This window comes from Hyphomicrobium sp., assembly GCF_020852195.1.
Lineage (GTDB): Bacteria > Pseudomonadota > Alphaproteobacteria > Rhizobiales > Hyphomicrobiaceae > Hyphomicrobium_C.
On record NZ_JADZBI010000081.1, the window covers coordinates 1 to 16,886 of the forward strand.

Below are 16,886 nucleotides of genomic sequence, written 5' to 3' on the forward strand. Positions count from 1 at the left end.
CGGCGACGGGGAGGGGCAGCGCGGGGTCGAGATCGCGACCGGCAAGCCGGTCGTCATCGGCTCCATCGAGAAGATGTCGAAGTCGAAGAAGAACCTCGTCGATCCGGACGACATCATCGAGGGCTGGGGTGCGGACTGCGCGCGCTGGTTCATGCTCTCGGACAGCCCGCCCGAGCGCGACGTTGTATGGACGGAGGCCGGCATCCAGGGCGCGGGGCGGTTCATCCAGCGGGCCTGGCGCGTGGTCGACGATCTGGCCGACAAGGCTGCGCCGGCGTCCGTGCCGGGCGCCGCCGGGGCGCCGCCAGCGCTCTCGGCAGAGGCCCTGGCCCTCAGGCGGGCGGCGCACAAGGCCACCCATGCCGTGGCGCAGAGCATCGAGGGCCTGCGCTTCAACGTGGCCGTGGCGCAGATCTATGAATTTACCAATGTCTTGTCGGCTGCACTGGCCAAGTTTCCGGCAGGAAGCAAGACCAGCAAAGACTTCGCATGGGTATTCCGGGAAGCGGGTGAACTATTCGTGCAGATGATCGGGCCGATGATGCCTCACCTCGGCGAGGAATGCTGGGCGCGGCTCGGATACAACACTTTGCTCGCCAATCAGCCCTGGCCGGCGGTGGATGCCGGGTTGCTCGTTGACGATAAGATCACCATTGCCGTACAGGTGAATGGCAAGCGCCGCGACGAGCTTCTCATCGCGCGCGACGCTGCGGAAGACGAGGTCAAGGCGGCAGCCCTGAAGCTCGACCCCGTAGTGCGGGCGCTCGAGGGACGGCCACCGAAGAAGATCATCGTCGTGCCGCAAAGAATTGTGAATGTCGTCGCCTAGAGCGTGTGTACGCTCCAGGTCTTTGATGAGACCGGTGATTTTCGCTTCGGATTGACGGGGTCCGAGGCGATCATGGTCGAGGGGCAAGACGGGACCATGCGTTCGCGCGTCGGAGCAAGGAGCGCCGTGAACCGGAGGGCTTTCCATCCGGCAGGCCGTTGGCGCAGCGCATCGCGGCTGGTTCTGGCCGCTCTCCTGGTTGCGCCTGTCCTCGCTGCTTGCGGCAACGGCGGCTTCCGCCCGCTCTACGGCAGCGCAGGCATCGGTGGAGCCAATGCCGACGAGCGCCTGGCCAAGGTCTCGGTGGTGACCATTCCCGGCCGCGTCGGCCAGCAGATCCGCAACGAGCTCATCTTCCTGGCCACCGGCGGCGGTGGCGAGGCCGTGCAGCCCGACATGCGGCTCGAGGTGGCCATCCGCGAGAGCGTGACGTCGAGCCTTGTTCGTCTCGACGGCGAGTCCGGCAGCCAGATCTATAACGTCGAGGCGAACTTCCAGCTCGTGCGCATCTCGGATCGCTCGGTGGTGCTCAAGGGGACCAGCTTCGGGCGCGCGGCCTTCGAGCGCAACAAGTCGATCTTCTCCAACGTGCGCGCGCGCGAGGACGCCGAGAACCGCGCGGCGAAGGTCGTCGGCGAGGATCTCAAGGCGCGGCTCTCCGCCTATCTCGCAGGCGCCGCCTAGGCCGCCTATCCATCATGGTTGCCGTCAAGGCGCATCAGGCCCAGGCGTTCCTCTCCTCCCCCGACCCCAAGATCCGCGCGGTGCTGTTCTTCGGCTCCGATGCCGGACTCGTCAGCGAGCGCGCGCAGGCGCTGGCAAAGGCTGCGGCGGCGCGCTTCGATCCGCCGGGGGAGCTGATCCGCCTCGACGACAGCGATCTCGATGCGGACCCGGACCGGCTGGCCGTCGAGCTCGGCACCGTCGCCATGTTCGGCGGACCCAAGATCGTGCGCGCGACGGCGGGCCGGCGCGTGACGGCGCAGGCGCTGAAGCCGCTCCTCGACGGGAACCTCATCGAAGGCGTGCTGATCGTCGAGGCCGGCAACCTCAGGCCCGACGAGTCGCTGCGCACACTGTTCGAGAAGGCGCCCGCGGCGGCGGCCGTCGCCTGCTACGCGGATGCGGCGCAGGACCTCGAGACGCTGATCCGGGACATGGTGCGTGAGGCGGGCGCCACGATCACGCCCGAGGCCCGCCAGGCGCTGGTGGATCGCCTGGGAGCGGACCGGGCGCTGTCGCGCGGCGAGATCGAGAAGCTCCTGCTCTACGTCGGCTCGCGCGCCGAGATCGGCGTCGAGGACGTGGAGGCCGTGGTTGGGGATGTGTCGGAGCTGGCGCTCGAGCGCATTACCTTCGCCGCGGCGTCCGGGCAGATGCAGCGCGCGGTGGCGGAATGCGGGCGCGCCGTCTCGTCGGGCGAGGGCGCGCAGGCCATCATCGCCGCCACGCAACGGCACTTCCAGCGGCTGCATCGGGTGCGCGCGGCGGTGGACCGGGGCACCAGCCTGGACGAGGCGCTGCGCCAGATGCGTCCGCCCCTGCATTTCAAGCAGAAGGATGCGTTCGCGGCGCAGTGCCGGATGTGGACCACGCCGCGGCTTACGGAAGCGCTGAAGCGCATCTCGGGCACCGCGCGGGCCGCGCGCCTCACGAGCACGCTCGAAGAGCCACTGTCGGAACGGCTCCTGATGGGGCTGGCCATGATGGTGAGGGACGGGACAGGTCCGGGCCGCACACGGTGAGCACGCGACGATCGGGAGCAGGCGCTCGTCACAAGGTGACGTTGCGCAAGCAAAGGCCGTGCCTATAGTGCGCGGCTGCATTCTGGGCGAGGAGAGAGGGAATATGCCAGGGACATTCGATGTGGTCGCGATCGGCAACGCGATCGTCGACATCATCGGCCGCTGCGACGACGGGTTCCTGGACCGCCATGGGGCGCCCAAGGGGCATATGCGCCTCGTCGACACGGAGACGATCGCCAGCATCTACAAGGACATGGGACCGGCCATCGAGATCTCGGGCGGCTCGGCGGCCAACACGGTGGTCGGCGTCGCCTCGCTCGGCGGGCGCGCGGCATTCATCGGCAAGGTGGCCGAGGACGAGTTCGGGCGCATCTTCCGCCACGACATCGGCGCTTCGGGTGTGACGTTCAAGACGCCGGCCGTGGTGGATACGAGCCGTGCCACCTCGCGCTCGCTCATTCTCGTCACGCCCGACGGACAGCGGACGATGAACACGTTCCTCGGCATCAGCACCGATCTCGACCAGGGCGAGGTGGATCCTGAGATCGTCAGGAACTCTAACATCGTCTATCTCGAGGGCTATCTGTTCGACCGGGACGAGGCGAAAGCGGCGTTCCGGCAGGCGGTGGAGATCGCCAACGATGCCGGGCGACGCGTGGCGCTGACACTCTCCGACTCTTTTTGCGTCAACCGGCATCGGGACGAGTTCCTGGCGCTGATCCGCTCCGGCATCGGCATCCTGTTCGCCAACGAGAGCGAGATCCTGGCGCTCTACGAGACCAGCAGCTTCGACGAGGCCATGAAGCATGTGGCCCGCGATACGCGGCTCGCCGTGCTGACGCGCAGCGAGAAGGGCTCGGTGATTGTGTCCGAGGGCACGCCGGTCCTCGTCTCCGCGGAGCCCGTGGCGAAGGTGGTGGATACCACCGGGGCCGGCGATCTCTATGCTGCGGGCTTCCTGTTCGGGCTGGCCAGGGGCTACGACCTGAAGGCGGCCGGGCAGCTCGGAAGCTTCGCCGCGGCGGAGATCATCGGGCAGATGGGCGCGCGACCGGAGGTGAAGCTCTCGCACCTCGCGCGCATGCGCGGGTTCATTGCGTGAGCCATACGAGGCGTCTGGGGGAAATCCCGCATTCGAGCCCTACACGGTTTGTTCCGAAGACATACAAGTCGAGGAATCTTTTTCGCAACAACTCTTAGCCTGACTGCATTTCTTATTGGCTTCTCTTGTTTTTCTCCTTTGCAAAGGAGGCGAACCTCATCAAGATTCACATCAATCGAATCGTGATGAATGGATCCTGGTCATGCCTTCCGACTACGCGCGCCGCGGCCGACCCAGAGGCAGCGGACTCGATGACCGTGGTCAGCTCCGCCGCATCGTGGAGCTGCTCGAGGCAGACCCGAACCTGAAGCCGACGACGGCCATCAAGGCCATCGGCATCTCCGATCCCTCAACCATTCGCAGGCTAAGAGACAAGCTCAAGACCGAGATGAACGGTGCACCTACGGGCGCGCACAGCGGTGGATACCGCGGACGATCGGCAGAGCTTCTCGATGCGCGCCGTGAGGCCGTGCCTGCACAAGGCGGTGCCACCCTGGGCCCGGCTGCTTCAGGCGGCCTGGCCCAGGTGGTGCCCGCAACGATGTCGGAGGCTCAGCTCTCCTGGTTTACGCATTGGTGCGCGTTGGGCCTCTCCGCGGTCTCGTCGACCGTCGAAGCGCAAATGGCCATGATGGACGATTTCCTGCGTGTACCACAGGTTGCGTCGGCGTTGCGTCAGCAGCTTTTGTTGAATGATGTCGCGAAAGCGTTCTGTCCCAAGCGTTCCGATACCCGAACCACTCTTCACTGACATTGCCTAGCACTACCTCAGGCCGCACCCCAAGCGGCCTTTTTTCATGGCTGCCGGGTGTCGCCGCATCGCGAATGCTTCCGCGAGGCGCCGTGCTGATCCGTCGAGCTGCCCATTCGCCGAAATGGATGGTGTGGAGACTTGCGTGGGTGCCGGCCTTCGCCGGCATGACGTCAAGTTTGTGGGCGCCGACCGCCACCAATTCCGTCATCCCGGCGTCATGGCGGAGCCATGCTTCGCATGGACGGCCGGGATCCTCGCCAGTTTCCGCGAGCACGACGTTCGAAGGATGCGCTTCGTCATCAGCGTTCTGCCATGCACTCGGTCTACGTCTCGGCCCAGTCGGCAAGGCGGGTGAGGAAGGCGAGGCAGCGCTCGATCTCGGAGACGGTGATCCACTCGTCGGCCGTGTGCGCCTGGGCGATGTCGCCTGGCCCGCAGACGACGGCCGCAACGCCGCCGTCCTGAAATAGGCCGGCTTCGGTGGCGTAGGACACGGCGCTGGTGGCGTTCTCGCCGGCGAGCTTGAGCGCCAGGGCCACGATGTCGGAGGCCGAGTCGGCAGCGAAAGGCGGCACCTGGTTGACACGGCAGATGGTGATGGCGGCCTCGGGCGCAATGCGCCGCATGGCAGGAAGGCAGGCGTCGTTCGCGAAGTCGGCGAGGCGGCGCTCGATGGCTTCGATGTCGAGGCCGGGCATGGCGCGGATGTCGAACACGAAGCGGCACGAGGCTGGTACGATGTTGGCGGCGATGCCGCCCGAGATCTCGGTCACCTGCAGCGTCGGGTAGGGCGGCGTGAAGCGAAGGTCGGGCGGCTGCGCGGCCAGCTCGGCCTCGATCTCGCCGAGCTTGCCGATGAGGCGCGCGGCGGCCGCGATGGCGTTGACGCCGAGATGCGCCATGCTCGAGTGCGCGGCTCGGCCCGTGACCTCGACGCTCCAGCGCACGGGGCCCTTGTGGGCGTCGACGACGGCCATCGATGTCGGCTCGCCGACGATCACGGCGCGCGGTTTCACCAGCCTGTCGCCCAGCTCCGCGATCATCGGGCGCACGCCCGTGCAGCCGACCTCCTCGTCGTAGGAGAAGAGGATGTGCACCGGCACCTTCAGCTGGCGGCGCTTGAGCTCCGGCACCATGGCCAGCACGCAGGCGAGGTAGCCCTTCATGTCGGCGGTGCCGCGGCCGTAGAGGCGTCCGTGCTCTTCGCGCAGGGTGAACGGATCGCTCGTCCAGGCGGCGGGATCGGCGGGAACAACGTCGGTGTGGCCCGAGAGCCCTATGCCCGCGACGTCCTCGGGGCCGATGGTGGCGAACAGCGATGCCTTCTCGCCGTCGGCCGTCGGCACGAGGTGCGCGGCGATGCCGTGCCCGGCGATGTAGGCCTCGACGAAGCTCACGAGGGCGCGGTTCGATTTGTGGCTGGTGGTATCGAAGGCGACGAGACGGGACAGGATCTCGATCGCTGCAGGTACGTCGGGCATCGGTCTCAGTTCACGCTGCGCGTCGCGTAGGGGCTGTCGAGCGAGAAAGCCGGAATGGCGACGTCGAACAGCCGGCCCCCCTCGTCGGTCATCTGATAGCTGCCCCCCATGATGCCCGACGGCGTCGAGAGAGGGCAGCCCGACGAATAAGTGAACGACTGGCCGGGCGGGATGACCGGGGTCTGCCCGACGACGCCCGGCCCGCGTACTTCCTCCGTCTTGCCGTAAGCGTCGGTGATGCGCCAGATGCGGCTCTTGAGCTGGACGGTGTGCTCGCTCTCGTTGGCGATCTCGATGGTGTAGATCCAGAAGAAATAGCCCTCGTCCGGAGTCGACTGGTCCTCCGAGTACTCGGGCGTGACGCGGATGCGGATGCCGTGCGTCACCTGCTCGTATGGGGTCTCGTCGCTCACCGGGCGGTCCGTCGCTGGTTTCCGCGAGCATTACCACGGCGCGAGGCGGCAGCGTCAATGTCTTTGCCGAGCAGGGCCCGGCTGACGTGTCATCCCGGAAACGCGGAGACGCAAGCCGGAGCGCTATCCGGGACCCAGGGGCGCATGGGAGAACGTTGGAGCCCTTGGCTCCTGGGTTCCGGCTCTATGCAGCGCCGCTTCGCGCCGCTGCATCGGCCGGGATGACAGGTGGAGCCGGGGTCAGGCGCGGGCGGTGGTGATGGCGGCTTCCAAGTCCGCCAGCAGGTCGCGCTCGTTCTCGAGGCCGACGGAGAGGCGCAGCATGCCGTCCGTGATGCCGAGCTCGGCGCGCGCCTCCGGGCCGATGCGGTAGTGGGTCGTCGTCGCGGGGTGCGTGATGATGCTCTTGGCGTCGCCCAGGTTGTTGGAAATCTTGATGATCTTGAGCGTGTTCTGCAGGCGGAAGGCCGCCTCCTTGCCGCCTTCGACCTCGAACGCGATCATCTGGCCGCCGCCCGTCATCTGCTTCTTCACGATGGTGGCCTGGGGGTGATCGGGGCGGCCGCAGTAGATCACGCGCGTGACGCCTTTCAGGGCGGCGAGGCCGTCGGCGAGGAAGGCGGCGTTGGCGCTTTGCGCTTTGACGCGGATCGGTAGCGTCTCGAGCCCCTTCAGCATCACCCAGGCGTTGAACGGGGAGAGCGAGGGGCCGGTCTGGCGGATGAAGTCCTGCAGGTAGTCGGCGAGGAACTTCTCCGTGCAGAGCACGGCGCCGCCGAGGCAGCGGCCCTGGCCGTCGATGTGCTTGGTGGCGGAGTAGACGACCACGTCCGCGCCGTGCGCGAGCGGCCGCTGCAGCATGGGCGTCGCGAACACGTTGTCGACGACGGTGGTGATGCCGTGCTCCTTCGCGAGTGCCGAGACGGCCGCGATATCGACGAGGTCGAGAGTCGGGTTGGCCGGCGTCTCGAAGAAGAAGGCTTTGGTGTTGGGGCGGACCGCGGCTTTCCAGTTTTCGATGTCGCGGCCGTCGATCAGCGTCATGGCGATGCCGAAGCGCGGACACAGGGTCTCGACGATGTAGCGGCAGGAACCGAACATGGCGCGGGCGGCAACGATGTGGTCGCCCGCTTTCAGGAACGAGAGCAGGCCGGCGGTGACAGCGGCCATGCCGGTCGCCGTGGCGCGGGCCACCTCGGCGCCTTCGAGCAGGCGGATGCGCTCCTCGAACATGGCGACGGTCGGGTTGCCGAAGCGCGAGTACTGGAAGCCCGGGTCCTCGTTCTTGAAGCGGGCCTCGGCCTGCTCGGCGGAGGCGTAGACGAAGCCCTGCGTCAGAAAGAGCGCCTCCGACGTCTCGCCGAAGCCAGAGCGCAGGGTGCCGCCGTGCACGAGCTGTGTCTCGGGGCTCCAGCTTGCGGGATCGGCGGAGATGGTCCTGTTCTTGGTTGTGGCCATGGTGAAGCCCCTTGTGCGCATGGGGGACGCGTCGCCGCGCCCGCATAGAAAAACCCGGCTGTCCTCCCCGCTTCCATGAGCCAGGGCGGACCAGTCGCCGGGTCACGCGCATGGGCCCTCTTTAGCGAGTTGTTTAACGTGGCTGCAAGCCGGCCGGCCAAATCACCACGATCCCGCGAAGCGTGCGGGATAAGGCCCCGATTAGACCCTCCTGGCTCTTGGCGTCAAGGGGCGCTTATTTCTGGGGAACACTGGGGTAGCGTTACCGTTGAGCTACGGACCCTGCCGCGTCGCTGTCCTAAACTAACCACTTGATTGCGCAGAGTTGGCCAGGACAGGGGGCAAAGCATACATGGGATATATGTCCCGAGAGCCTGAACTATTTGACAATCTGCCGTCGCGGCGTCGGGCGGCAGTCCGCACTGGTGTTCTCCCTTGCCAAGCGATCGACAACTTAATCCGCACGGGCGAAGTCCTGTGCGACGAGGGGAGGCTCGACCTTAAGTCTCAGGTGCAACCTGCGAGCCTGGACCTTCGCCTTGGGCCGATCGGTTATCGGATACGTGCGAGCTTCCTTCCGGGGCCCAATACCACCGTTACTAGCAAGTTGGATGAGCTTCAGCACAACGCGTTCTCGCTCGTAGACGGTGCAGTGCTTGAGACGAATTGTGTTTATCTAGTGCCGCTTATGGAGTCATTGCGTCTTCGCCAAGCGATCTCCGCTATAGCCAACCCAAAGAGTTCGACCGGCAGACTTGATGTATTTACGCGTTTGATAACAGACAATGGTGAGTCGTTCGATTATGTCCCAGCTGGATATGAAGGCCCGTTGTACCTAGAAATCTCTCCTCGGACCTTCAGTATTCTGGTCCATCAAGGTTCGCGGTTGAGCCAACTTAGGTTTTTGCGTCGAACGCCGAGGCAGCCGCGGGAGCAGCGGTTTATATCGGATGCGAGCTTACAAGCTCTTCACGGTCGCACACGGCTGGTCGATCTGGACGCAACATTTCGCGATGGGCTCAATCTGAGAGTCGACCTTACGCGGAAGTCGAAAAGTCCTGTGATCGGCTACAAGGCAAAGCGGTATGCGGGCGTAATCGACGTCGACAAGGTGGGTGGATACGACCACCGAAAATACTGGGATATAATTGATGATACGGATGGGGGTCGTCTAGTTCTAGACCCCCAGGAGTTTTATATCTTGGCGTCCAAAGAAGCGGTGTTGGTGCCTGAACAGTACGCAGCCGAGATGGCACCCTTTGACCCAATGATGGGTGAATACCGTGTGCACTACGCTGGTTTTTTTGATCCGGGTTTCGGCATCATAAATGGAAAGCCGGCAGGGGCTCGGGCGGTGTTGGAGGTTCGGAGCCTAGATATTCCGTTCATTCTTGAGGATGCCCAAATCATTGGGCGCCTGCTTTATGAGCGTCTCGCTGCTCCTCCAGCCCGGCTATACGGGTCTGGTATTGGCTCAAACTATCAAGGCCAGGGGCTGAAGCTCTCGAAGCATTTCAGATAGCAGGCGGGCTTCGGTCGCTGCGTGGAGGAGGGCACGGGGGTAATGCGGCCACGTGCTTGGATCCCGGCCGTCCATGCGTAGCATGGCTCCGCCATGACGCCGGGATGACGGTTGGAGTGGCGGAGGTCGGTTGCGCTTCCACCGACGTCACTCGCTTCAGGATGTCATCCCGGATAACGCTCCGGCTCTACGCGGCGCCGCTTCGCGCCGCTGCTTCGGCCGGGATGACAGGTGGAGAGCGGTCAGGCGTTGCCGTCCGCGTCCGGGCATTGAAAGGGTTTGGCAGCCTTCAGGATGGCGGTGACGACGCCGGGGAACCGCTGCTCGATCTCGTCCAGGCGCAGCGTGTTCACGACCTCCGTGCCGCGGCGCTCGGAGCAGATGAGCCCTGCTTCCCGCAAGATCTGAAAGTGATGAGACTGCGTAGACTTCGGCAGGTGCGCCGGGGCGGCGGCCGAGCAGTTGAGCGGGCAGTCGCCGGTGACGAGGCGGCGCACGATCTCAAGCCGGACCGGATCGGCGAGCGCATAGAGCACGCTCTCCAATCGGAGCTCCTCGGGCTGGGGGTGCAGCAACGGTCTTTTCATGGGTGGGATATGGCAGCGCTTCTGCCCTAATTCAATAGTTCGAAACTCTTGAACTTCTGTGTTTCCACCCTATCTGACGCTGCAGCCGGGGCCGATACGGCCGGCCCGGCCGCAGTGGGTTCCGGATCTATACACTTGAGGAATATGGAGAAAATTGTATGGCACGTCCCCTTCAAGGCAAGACTGCGCTGGTTACGGGCGCGAGCCGCGGCATCGGCCGGGCGATTGCGGAGCGTTTGGCCTCTGACGGCGCGCTCGTCGCCGTACACTATGGAAAGAACCAGGCGGCCGCCAGAGAGACCGTCGAGGCCATTACCGGAGCCGGCGGCGGCGCGTTCGCCATCGGATCGGACCTGGCCGCCAAGGATGGCGTGAAGACGCTTTACGACGCCTTCGACACGGCCGTGCAGGCGCGTACGGGATCGAACCGGTTCGATATCCTCGTCAACAATGCGGCCATCGCGCCGTTCGCGACTTTCGAGGACACCACCGAGGCTGTGCTCGACGAGATCTATACCGTCAACGTCAAGTCGCCGTTCTTCATCACGCAGGAAGGGGCCAAGCGGCTCAACGACGGCGGACGTGTCGTCTTCATCTCGAGCGGCGTCGTGCGCACGCCTTTTCCTGATGTCGCGGCTTATTCGGCGCTCAAGGCGCCGCTCGACAATCTCGTGAAGACGCTTGGTGTCGTGCTCGGCCCGCGTTCGATCACCGTCAACGCGGTGTCGCCCGGCGCCACCGCGACCGACATGGGCGCGTTCCTGCAGGATCCCGCGATGGCGGAGGCGGTCAAGAGCCAGCAGGCGCTGAAGCGGATCGGCAAGGCCGACGACGTTGCCGATGTGGTGGCGTTCGTGGCGAGCTCGGATGCGCGCTGGGTGACCGGGCAGGTCATCGAGGCGTCGGGCGGAACAACGCTGACGTTTTAAGAGGACAAATCAGCCCCGGCCTTCGCCGGAGTGACGGAGCTTGCAGCCACCTGGCTTCCCCCCCCCCCCCTGTGTCCCCCAGAGGTGGCTGCTTCGCTATCTTTCCCCTAGCGCTCCGTCACTCTCGCCAAGGCCGGGGATTCTCGCCTTTCAATGGGCAATGCAGTGCCCCCTCACCCGGACGCGAGAGCGGCGCGGGTGCGGGGGCGCGGAAGGCTCTACGCTTTGCTGCTGAAATAGCCGGCGAGAAAGCGCTCGTAGATGGCGGTCAGGCGCGCGAGATCGGCCAGCGGCACGTGCTCGTCGACGGCGTGGATGGTGGTGTTGACGAGGCCGAACTCGACCACTGGACAGAGATCCTTGATGAAGCGGGCGTCCGATGTGCCGCCGCCGGTGGTGAGCGCGGGGCGCCGGCCAGTCTCCCCGGCGACGGCAGTGGCCAGCGTCTCGACCAGCACGCCAGGGCTGGTCAGGAACACGTCGCCGGTGCCGGAGAACGTGATGTCGTAGGCGGCGCCGACGGTGGTGGCCGCAGCGGCGGCCTGTTTGCGCACCCAGGCCTCGATGGTGTCGCGGCGCCAGGTGTCGTTGTAGCGGATGTTGACGGTGGCGTGCGCCTCGGCGGGGATGACGTTCGCGGCGTGGTTCGGCACCGAAAGAACGGTGATCTGCAGGTTCGACGGCTCGAAGTGCTCGGTGCCGCGGTCGATCTCGGCGGAGCAGAGCCGGTCCAGGAGGCGCTCGAGCTTCGGAATCGGGTTGTCGGCCTTCTGCGGATAGGCGGCGTGGCCCTGGCGGCCGTGCACGACGATCTCGGCCGTCAGTGCGCCGCGGCGGCCGATCTTGATCTCGTCGCCGAGCGCGTTCGGGTTGGATGGCTCGCCGACGAGACAGGCGTCGAGCACCTCGCCGCGCGATCCCAGCCAGTCGATTAGCTTCGTGGTGCCGTTGATGGACGGGCCTTCCTCGTCGCCGGTTATCAGGAACGAGATGGAACCGTTGAGCTTCCCGCTCGACGCGAGATGGCGCAGCGCGGCGGCAACGAAGCAGGCGATGCCGCCCTTCATGTCCACGGCGCCGCGGCCGTAGAGAATGCCGTCGCGGATCTCGCCGGAGAACGGCGGGGAGGTCCAGGCGGCGATGTCGCCGGGCGGTACGACGTCGGTGTGGCCGGCGAAGCAGAGATGCGGAGCGCTCGAGCCGAAACGCGCATAGAGGTTCTCGACGTCGGGCGTGCCCGGCTCGGTGAACGTCATGCGATGGCAGGTGAAGCCCGCGGGTGCGAGCACGCTTTCCAGTAGCGTCAGCGCGCCGCCTTCGTCGGGCGTTACGCTTTCGCAGCGGATCAGCGCCTGGGTCAGCGCAACGGGGTCCTTGGCGTCCAGGCTCATGCGTCGACCCTCGGTGCCAGCGCATCGCTTGCCGGGCGGGTCGGCAAGCGCTCCTGGATCAACTCGATCTTCTGCCAGATCTTCTGCGACAGATGCGCGGTCAGCCGCTCGATGTCGCCCACGGCATCGACGATAGACGGGTCGCGGATCTTGTCGGCGAAGAGGGCCGCGACCTTGCTCGCGAGCGATAGCAGCTCGGAGCAGTAGCCGAGATAGCGCAGGAGCTGGAACGGCGTCATGGTGCGGTCGGGCGAGGAGGACGTGCGCGGCGCGCCGAACGCGGTCGGGTCCTTGGTCAGCTGGTGCATGTCGATGACATGGATCAGCGAGCGCAGCTCGTGCAGGGCTTCGAGAGCCTGCTCCCGCCGCCAGCGGTTCTCGAGCGTCCAGAGATAGAGCGCGAGACCGCCGCAGACGATGAGCAGGCTCGTCGCGGCATCGATTGCCTGCACGATGCTGGTGAGCTCCGCCGAGGCTTCGAGCTTGAGCGCATGCCAAATCAGATACGCAACGAGTGCGCCTCCGATCAGAAGCACCACGCGAACGGATCGCATGACGTAGTTGGGTCCTGCGATGGCCGCGACTTTCGCCGAGGTCTCGCGCGCCATGACGGTCAGCTCGTCGCTGACACGCGACAGGCCCGAACCAGGGAAACGCTCGCTGATCCTCCGTTCGAGCTTTTCGAGCGTAGCGATGATCAGTGCCGGATCAAGGCTCTGATACATGAGCGCTCCTCTCCCGCCTAATCGCGCAGCAATTCGTTGATGGAGGTCTTGGAGCGGGTCTTCTCGTCCACGCGCTTGACGATGACGGCGCAGTAGAGGTTCGGGCCCGGCTCGCCGTTGGGCAAGGGCTTGCCAGGCATGGTGCCCGAGACCACCACCGAGTAGGGTGGCACGCGGCCGAAATGCTTCTCGCCCGTGGCGCGGTCGATGATGGTGGTGGAGGCGCCGAGGTAGACGCCCATGGAGAGCACCGAGCCCTCGCCGACGATGACGCCCTCGGCCACCTCGGCGCGGGCGCCGATGAAACAGTTGTCCTCGATGATGACCGGGCCGGCCTGCAGCGGCTCCAGCACGCCGCCGATGCCGGCGCCGCCCGAGAGGTGGCAGTTCTTGCCGATCTGGGCGCAGGAGCCCACGGTGGCCCAGGTGTCGACCATGGTGCCGGAGTCGACGTAGGCGCCGAGGTTGATGAAGGAGGGCAGCAGCACCACGCCCGGCGCGATATAGGCCGATCGGCGCACATAGGAGCCCGGCAGCACGCGGAAGCCGCCCTTCTTGAAGTCGTCCTCGGTCCAGCCCGTGAACTTGGGCGGCACCTTGTCCCAGTAGACGGAGCCGGCCGGGCCGCCGGAGATGGGGCCCATGTCCGTCAGGCGGAACGATAGCAGCACGGCCTTCTTGAGCCACTGGTTGACGGTCCATGCGCCGTCCGTCTTCTCGGCGACACGGGCCTTGCCCTGGTCCAGGAGGTCGAGGGCCGTCTCGACGGCCTCGCGCACGGCGCCCTTGGTTGCCGAGGTCACGCTGTCGCGAGCGTCCCAGGCTGCCTCGATCGTCGTCTGAAGGTCGCTCATGCTCGCTCTTGCCCCTTTTTCTCGTCCGGGAGGCGTTCATGGCGGCCCTGGCGGGGGCTGTCAATGATCAGGGGTCAGGTCGTGCAAGGGCAAACCTCACGTTAACGCGATTGCTCTAGTCTTAGGGATGTGGCCGCCTCCGCGCGTTTGCGGCGGCGTCCACGCCCAGTCATTTCTTTTGTAATGCGTAGTGATGGGAGGTCCGCGTGCTTGGGTCTCAGGAGCTCGGAGCAAGAGGTCCGAGTGGTGTCGTGACGGCAGGTCCGTGGAGTACGCGTGACACCTTCATCGCCGAGACGGCGGTTACGATCGATCGCCTGACGGCGAAGATCGAGCGGCTGGAGCGGCGCGAGGACGCGTTGGCACAGCGGGTGACCGAGCTGGCCGAGCACGCCCAGCAGGCGAGCCGCTTTCAGTCCCTTGCAGAAAGCCTCAGGAATTCAAGAGATTACAAGCTGGATGAGATGATCCGGCTGGTCAAGGACGTGCGCGGGCGCGTGGATGCGCTCGAAGGGCCGCGTCCCGACTACAACAACCTCACCCACAAGAGCTTCATCGCCATCGACCGCAAGCTCGCCGAGCTGTCCGCGGCCCAGGCGCGCGAGGCGGACCGCGCGGGGCGGCTGCAACCCGGCAGCCTCGCCATCGGCTTCCTGGCGGCGACAGTCGTCGCCTCGCTCGTGGGGCTGATCTTCTAGTCTTCCGAGACGGGTTTTCCTTGTGAGGTTACGCGAGGACCCCGCCGATGTGGCGTTCGTGGAAGCTTGCGTGGGTGCCGGCCTTCGCCGGCATGACGGTGCTTGTGGCGAGCGGCATGCCTTCTTTCGACGTCATCCCGGCGAAGGCCAGGATCCACGCCATCCTCCGCACATGCGACGCCTGTTGTGGCGGACTCCCGCGCACCCATCCCCTTAGGGGACCATCCCGTAAGCCGGGGCCAGCTAGTTAGAGGCGGCGGCGGGGGGTGCGAGGGTGTCTGTGATCAGGCGCTTGGCAGCTTCGGAATCCCATTCGGCAGGCCCCGACAAGCGGCCGATCTCGCGGCCCTCGGCGTCGATCAGGATGGTGGTCGGCATGCCGATTGCCTTCAGGGCCGAGCCCGAGCGGGTGGTCGGGTCGGCGTAGAGCGCGAGCGTCTTCACCTCGATGCCGTCGAGGAATCTCCGCGCGGCGTCGAGGCCGGTGCGGTCCACGGCGAGGGCGACGACCTCGAAGGTGTCCGAGCCCAGCTCCGCCTGAAGCCGGTCGAGGGACGGCATCTCCTCGCGGCAGGGCGCGCACCAGGTGGCCCACAGATTCAAAAGCACGGTCTTGCCGCGGAAGTCCTTCAGCGTTTTGGGGGCGCCGGTGCCGTCGACGAAGTTAACGTCGGCCAGGGGCTCGGGTGTCGCCTTGTAGACGAAGGCCGGCAGGCCGGGCGCGCGGCGGCGCGTATCGGGGGCGTGCTTTTCGGGTGCGGGTGCGGCGTTGCCGGTAAGGCTGGTGTTGTCAGGGCGGTCAAGCGTGCCGTATACCGCGGCAAAGCCGACAAGAGCCGCAACTGCGGCCAGGGCAATGGGGACCGCGGTGCTTCTCTGAGGTGCGCCGGGCGCATTGCCGTTTTCGTTCATCGCTTGCTTTTTCCGATCGCCTGGGTCTCGCGGAGGGCCCGTTCTGTGACAGACAATAAAGCCAACAAAATGTGGGGCGGCCGTTTCGCCGCCTCTCCTGCCGACATCATGCAGGAGATAAATGTCTCGGTCTCCTTCGACAAGGCGCTCGCGCCGCAGGACATCCGCGGCTCCAAGGCGCACGCGGCCATGCTCGGCGAGGCCGGAATCATCACCAAGAGCGATGCGCGCGAGATCCTGCGCGGGCTGGATCAGGTGGCGGCCGAGATCGCGGATGGGAGCTTCACGTTCTCGCGCGCGCTCGAGGACGTGCACATGAACATCGAGAGCCGGCTCAAGGAGATCATCGGGCCGTCGGCCGGGCGGCTGCACACGGCGCGCTCGCGCAACGACCAGGTGGCGACGGACTTCCGGCTGTTCGTGCGGGACGCCGCCGATTCGATCATCGCGGCCATCGGCGAGTTGCAGGCCGTGCTGGTGGCCAAGGCCGAGACGCACGCGGCGACCGTGATGCCGGGCTTCACGCACCTGCAGCCGGCGCAGCCGGTGACGTTCGGCCACCACCTGCTCGCCTATGTCGAGATGCTGGGTCGCGACCGGGGCCGCTTCGCCGATGCGCGGCGGCGGCTCAACGAGTGCCCGCTCGGCTCGGCGGCGCTGGCCGGCACGTCGTTTCCCATCGACCGGGCCAAGACGGCGGAGGTGCTGGGGTTCGACCGGCCGATGGCCAACTCGCTGGACGGCGTGGCGGACCGCGACTTCGCGCTCGAGGTGTTGGCGGCTTCCGCCATCACGGCCGTGCATCTCTCGCGCTTCGCGGAGGAGATCGTGCTCTGGATGACGCCGCAGTTCGGCTTCATCCAGCTCTCCGACCGGTTCACGACCGGCTCGTCGATCATGCCGCAGAAGCGCAATCCGGACGCGGCGGAGCTGGTGCGCGCCAAGGTCGGGCGCATCGCGGCGGCGTTCCAGAACCTGCTCATGGTCATGAAGGGCCTGCCGCTCGCCTACTCGAAGGACATGCAGGAGGACAAGGAGGCGACGTTCGATGCGCTCGCTTCGCTCCGGCTTGCGCTCGCGGCCATGGCCGGCATGGTGGCGGATCTCGAGCCGGTCAAGGAGGCGATGCGGGCCGCCGCCGGCAGCGGGTACTCCACGGCCACGGATCTCGCCGACTGGCTGGTGCGCGAGCTCAAGATGCCGTTCCGCGAGGCCCATCACGTCACGGGGGCCATCGTGAAGGCGGCCGAGGAGCAAGGTCTTGCGCTCGAAAAGCTGCCGCTCGAGGTCATGCAGGGCATCGAGCCGCGGATTTCGAACAGCGTTTACTCGGTCCTTTCGGTGGAGAATTCCGTAAAGTCGCGGCGGAGCTATGGGGGAACTGCGCCACAGAACGTCGCGAAAATGGCGCGCGCCTGGGCGCGGCGCTTGGAAAAGGACAGGTCAGAGCGCTAAAATCCGCCCGGTTTCCCGGTTAACCGTCGCG

At 66.0% G+C, this 16,886-nt stretch carries 18 protein-coding genes and 1 riboswitch; of the genes, 9 read left to right on the plus strand and 9 right to left on the minus strand.

Annotated elements, in window-relative coordinates:
- From IT540_RS06330 to IT540_RS06350, 5 genes are all read left to right on the plus strand, one after another.
- Nucleotides 1-829, plus strand: an 829-nt coding sequence (locus IT540_RS06330; protein WP_291174603.1) for a class I tRNA ligase family protein, incomplete at its 5' end; no start/stop codon positions are given.
- A gap of 126 nt (nucleotides 830-955) precedes the next feature.
- Nucleotides 956-1,513, plus strand: a complete 558-nt coding sequence (locus IT540_RS06335) for a hypothetical protein (RefSeq protein WP_291174605.1) — start codon at nucleotides 956-958, stop codon at nucleotides 1,511-1,513.
- A gap of 14 nt (nucleotides 1,514-1,527) precedes the next feature.
- Nucleotides 1,528-2,574, plus strand: a complete 1,047-nt coding sequence (gene holA / locus IT540_RS06340) for a DNA polymerase III subunit delta (protein ID WP_291174607.1) — start codon at nucleotides 1,528-1,530, stop codon at nucleotides 2,572-2,574.
- 103 nt (nucleotides 2,575-2,677) lie between these two features.
- Nucleotides 2,678-3,676 (plus strand): adenosine kinase, encoded by a 999-nt coding sequence (locus IT540_RS06345; RefSeq protein WP_291174609.1) that lies wholly within the window; start codon nucleotides 2,678-2,680, stop codon nucleotides 3,674-3,676.
- A gap of 202 nt (nucleotides 3,677-3,878) precedes the next feature.
- Nucleotides 3,879-4,427 carry a hypothetical protein gene (locus IT540_RS06350; protein ID WP_291174611.1) on the plus strand — a complete coding sequence of 183 codons (549 nt, stop codon included), beginning with the start codon at nucleotides 3,879-3,881 and terminating at the stop codon, nucleotides 4,425-4,427.
- A 326-nt stretch (nucleotides 4,428-4,753) separates the two neighbouring features.
- Here the strand turns inward: IT540_RS06350 and argE are convergent, their stop codons facing one another.
- The 3 genes from argE to IT540_RS06365 all read right to left on the minus strand — a co-directional run bounded on the left by argE (nucleotide 4,754) and on the right by IT540_RS06365 (nucleotide 7,782).
- Entirely contained in the window at nucleotides 4,754-5,911 is a 1,158-nt protein-coding gene (gene argE, locus IT540_RS06355) for an acetylornithine deacetylase (RefSeq protein WP_291174613.1), read from the minus strand.
- 5 nt (nucleotides 5,912-5,916) lie between these two features.
- Nucleotides 5,917-6,324 (minus strand): Co2+/Mg2+ efflux protein ApaG, encoded by a 408-nt coding sequence (gene apaG, locus IT540_RS06360; RefSeq protein WP_291174615.1) that lies wholly within the window; start codon nucleotides 6,322-6,324, stop codon nucleotides 5,917-5,919.
- Nucleotides 6,325-6,564: 240 nt separating this feature from the next.
- Nucleotides 6,565-7,782, minus strand: coding sequence for an O-succinylhomoserine sulfhydrylase (locus IT540_RS06365; RefSeq protein WP_291174617.1), 1,218 nt, complete (start codon nucleotides 7,780-7,782; stop codon nucleotides 6,565-6,567).
- Nucleotides 7,783-7,882: 100 nt separating this feature from the next.
- Nucleotides 7,883-7,961, minus strand: a riboswitch (SAM riboswitch).
- A 182-nt stretch (nucleotides 7,962-8,143) separates the two neighbouring features.
- On the opposite strand from IT540_RS06365, the gene IT540_RS06370 reads away from it, so the two are divergent.
- Entirely contained in the window at nucleotides 8,144-9,304 is a 1,161-nt protein-coding gene (locus IT540_RS06370; RefSeq protein ID WP_291174656.1) for a 2'-deoxycytidine 5'-triphosphate deaminase, read from the plus strand.
- A 242-nt stretch (nucleotides 9,305-9,546) separates the two neighbouring features.
- Here the strand turns inward: IT540_RS06370 and IT540_RS06375 are convergent, their stop codons facing one another.
- Nucleotides 9,547-9,891 (minus strand): metalloregulator ArsR/SmtB family transcription factor, encoded by a 345-nt coding sequence (locus tag IT540_RS06375; RefSeq protein WP_291174619.1) that lies wholly within the window; start codon nucleotides 9,889-9,891, stop codon nucleotides 9,547-9,549.
- A gap of 158 nt (nucleotides 9,892-10,049) precedes the next feature.
- On the opposite strand from IT540_RS06375, the gene IT540_RS06380 reads away from it, so the two are divergent.
- Complete coding sequence (locus IT540_RS06380; protein WP_291174621.1) at nucleotides 10,050-10,820, plus strand: SDR family oxidoreductase; 771 nt, start codon at nucleotides 10,050-10,052, stop codon at nucleotides 10,818-10,820.
- 218 nt (nucleotides 10,821-11,038) lie between these two features.
- On the opposite strand, the gene dapE is transcribed toward IT540_RS06380, so the two are convergent.
- From dapE to dapD, 3 genes are read right to left on the minus strand one after another with little or no spacing between them, the layout of a single operon-like run.
- Nucleotides 11,039-12,211, minus strand: a complete 1,173-nt coding sequence (gene dapE / locus IT540_RS06385) for a succinyl-diaminopimelate desuccinylase (protein ID WP_291174623.1) — start codon at nucleotides 12,209-12,211, stop codon at nucleotides 11,039-11,041.
- Complete coding sequence (locus tag IT540_RS06390) at nucleotides 12,208-12,936, minus strand: hypothetical protein (protein WP_291174625.1); 729 nt, start codon at nucleotides 12,934-12,936, stop codon at nucleotides 12,208-12,210. The genes dapE and IT540_RS06390 overlap by 4 nt, the downstream gene beginning before the upstream one ends.
- 17 nt (nucleotides 12,937-12,953) lie before the next feature.
- Complete coding sequence (gene dapD, locus IT540_RS06395; protein WP_291174627.1) at nucleotides 12,954-13,790, minus strand: 2,3,4,5-tetrahydropyridine-2,6-dicarboxylate N-succinyltransferase; 837 nt, start codon at nucleotides 13,788-13,790, stop codon at nucleotides 12,954-12,956.
- Between the two features lie 251 nt (nucleotides 13,791-14,041).
- On the opposite strand from dapD, the gene IT540_RS06400 reads away from it, so the two are divergent.
- Complete coding sequence (locus tag IT540_RS06400) at nucleotides 14,042-14,488, plus strand: hypothetical protein (RefSeq protein ID WP_291174629.1); 447 nt, start codon at nucleotides 14,042-14,044, stop codon at nucleotides 14,486-14,488.
- 28 nt (nucleotides 14,489-14,516) lie between these two features.
- On the opposite strand, the gene IT540_RS06405 is transcribed toward IT540_RS06400, so the two are convergent.
- Nucleotides 14,517-14,651: a hypothetical protein gene (locus tag IT540_RS06405; RefSeq protein ID WP_291174631.1), complete on the minus strand. Its 135-nt coding sequence runs from the start codon at nucleotides 14,649-14,651 to the stop codon at nucleotides 14,517-14,519.
- Nucleotides 14,652-14,731: 80 nt separating this feature from the next.
- The gene (locus tag IT540_RS06410; protein ID WP_291174633.1) at nucleotides 14,732-15,400 is read right to left on the minus strand and encodes a TlpA disulfide reductase family protein; all 669 of its coding nucleotides are present in this window, start codon (nucleotides 15,398-15,400) and stop codon (nucleotides 14,732-14,734) included.
- Between the two features lie 69 nt (nucleotides 15,401-15,469).
- Here IT540_RS06410 and argH point away from each other — a divergent pair, with 69 nt between their 5' ends.
- Nucleotides 15,470-16,855: an argininosuccinate lyase gene (argH, locus tag IT540_RS06415; RefSeq protein ID WP_291174658.1), complete on the plus strand. Its 1,386-nt coding sequence runs from the start codon at nucleotides 15,470-15,472 to the stop codon at nucleotides 16,853-16,855.
- The last annotated feature ends 31 nt before the right edge of the window (nucleotides 16,856-16,886 follow it).

What these genes read in the sequence shown, in the direction of transcription:
- holA (WP_291174607.1), top strand. Translation starts at nt 1,528, where the DNA reads ATGGTTGCCGTCAAGGCGCATCAGGCCCAGGCGTTCCTCTCCTCCCCC.
- IT540_RS06345 (WP_291174609.1), top strand. Translation starts at nt 2,678, where the DNA reads ATGCCAGGGACATTCGATGTGGTCGCGATCGGCAACGCGATCGTCGAC.
- IT540_RS06350 (WP_291174611.1), top strand. Translation starts at nt 3,879, where the DNA reads ATGCCTTCCGACTACGCGCGCCGCGGCCGACCCAGAGGCAGCGGACTC.
- argE (WP_291174613.1), bottom strand. Translation starts at nt 5,911, where the DNA reads ATGCCCGACGTACCTGCAGCGATCGAGATCCTGTCCCGTCTCGTCGCC.
- IT540_RS06365 (WP_291174617.1), bottom strand. Translation starts at nt 7,782, where the DNA reads ATGGCCACAACCAAGAACAGGACCATCTCCGCCGATCCCGCAAGCTGG.
- IT540_RS06370 (WP_291174656.1), top strand. Translation starts at nt 8,144, where the DNA reads ATGTCCCGAGAGCCTGAACTATTTGACAATCTGCCGTCGCGGCGTCGG.
- IT540_RS06375 (WP_291174619.1), bottom strand. Translation starts at nt 9,891, where the DNA reads ATGAAAAGACCGTTGCTGCACCCCCAGCCCGAGGAGCTCCGATTGGAG.
- IT540_RS06380 (WP_291174621.1), top strand. Translation starts at nt 10,050, where the DNA reads ATGGCACGTCCCCTTCAAGGCAAGACTGCGCTGGTTACGGGCGCGAGC.
- dapE (WP_291174623.1), bottom strand. Translation starts at nt 12,211, where the DNA reads ATGAGCCTGGACGCCAAGGACCCCGTTGCGCTGACCCAGGCGCTGATC.
- IT540_RS06390 (WP_291174625.1), bottom strand. Translation starts at nt 12,936, where the DNA reads ATGTATCAGAGCCTTGATCCGGCACTGATCATCGCTACGCTCGAAAAG.
- dapD (WP_291174627.1), bottom strand. Translation starts at nt 13,790, where the DNA reads ATGAGCGACCTTCAGACGACGATCGAGGCAGCCTGGGACGCTCGCGAC.
- IT540_RS06405 (WP_291174631.1), bottom strand. Translation starts at nt 14,651, where the DNA reads ATGGCGTGGATCCTGGCCTTCGCCGGGATGACGTCGAAAGAAGGCATG.
- IT540_RS06410 (WP_291174633.1), bottom strand. Translation starts at nt 15,400, where the DNA reads ATGAACGAAAACGGCAATGCGCCCGGCGCACCTCAGAGAAGCACCGCG.
- argH (WP_291174658.1), top strand. Translation starts at nt 15,470, where the DNA reads ATGTGGGGCGGCCGTTTCGCCGCCTCTCCTGCCGACATCATGCAGGAG.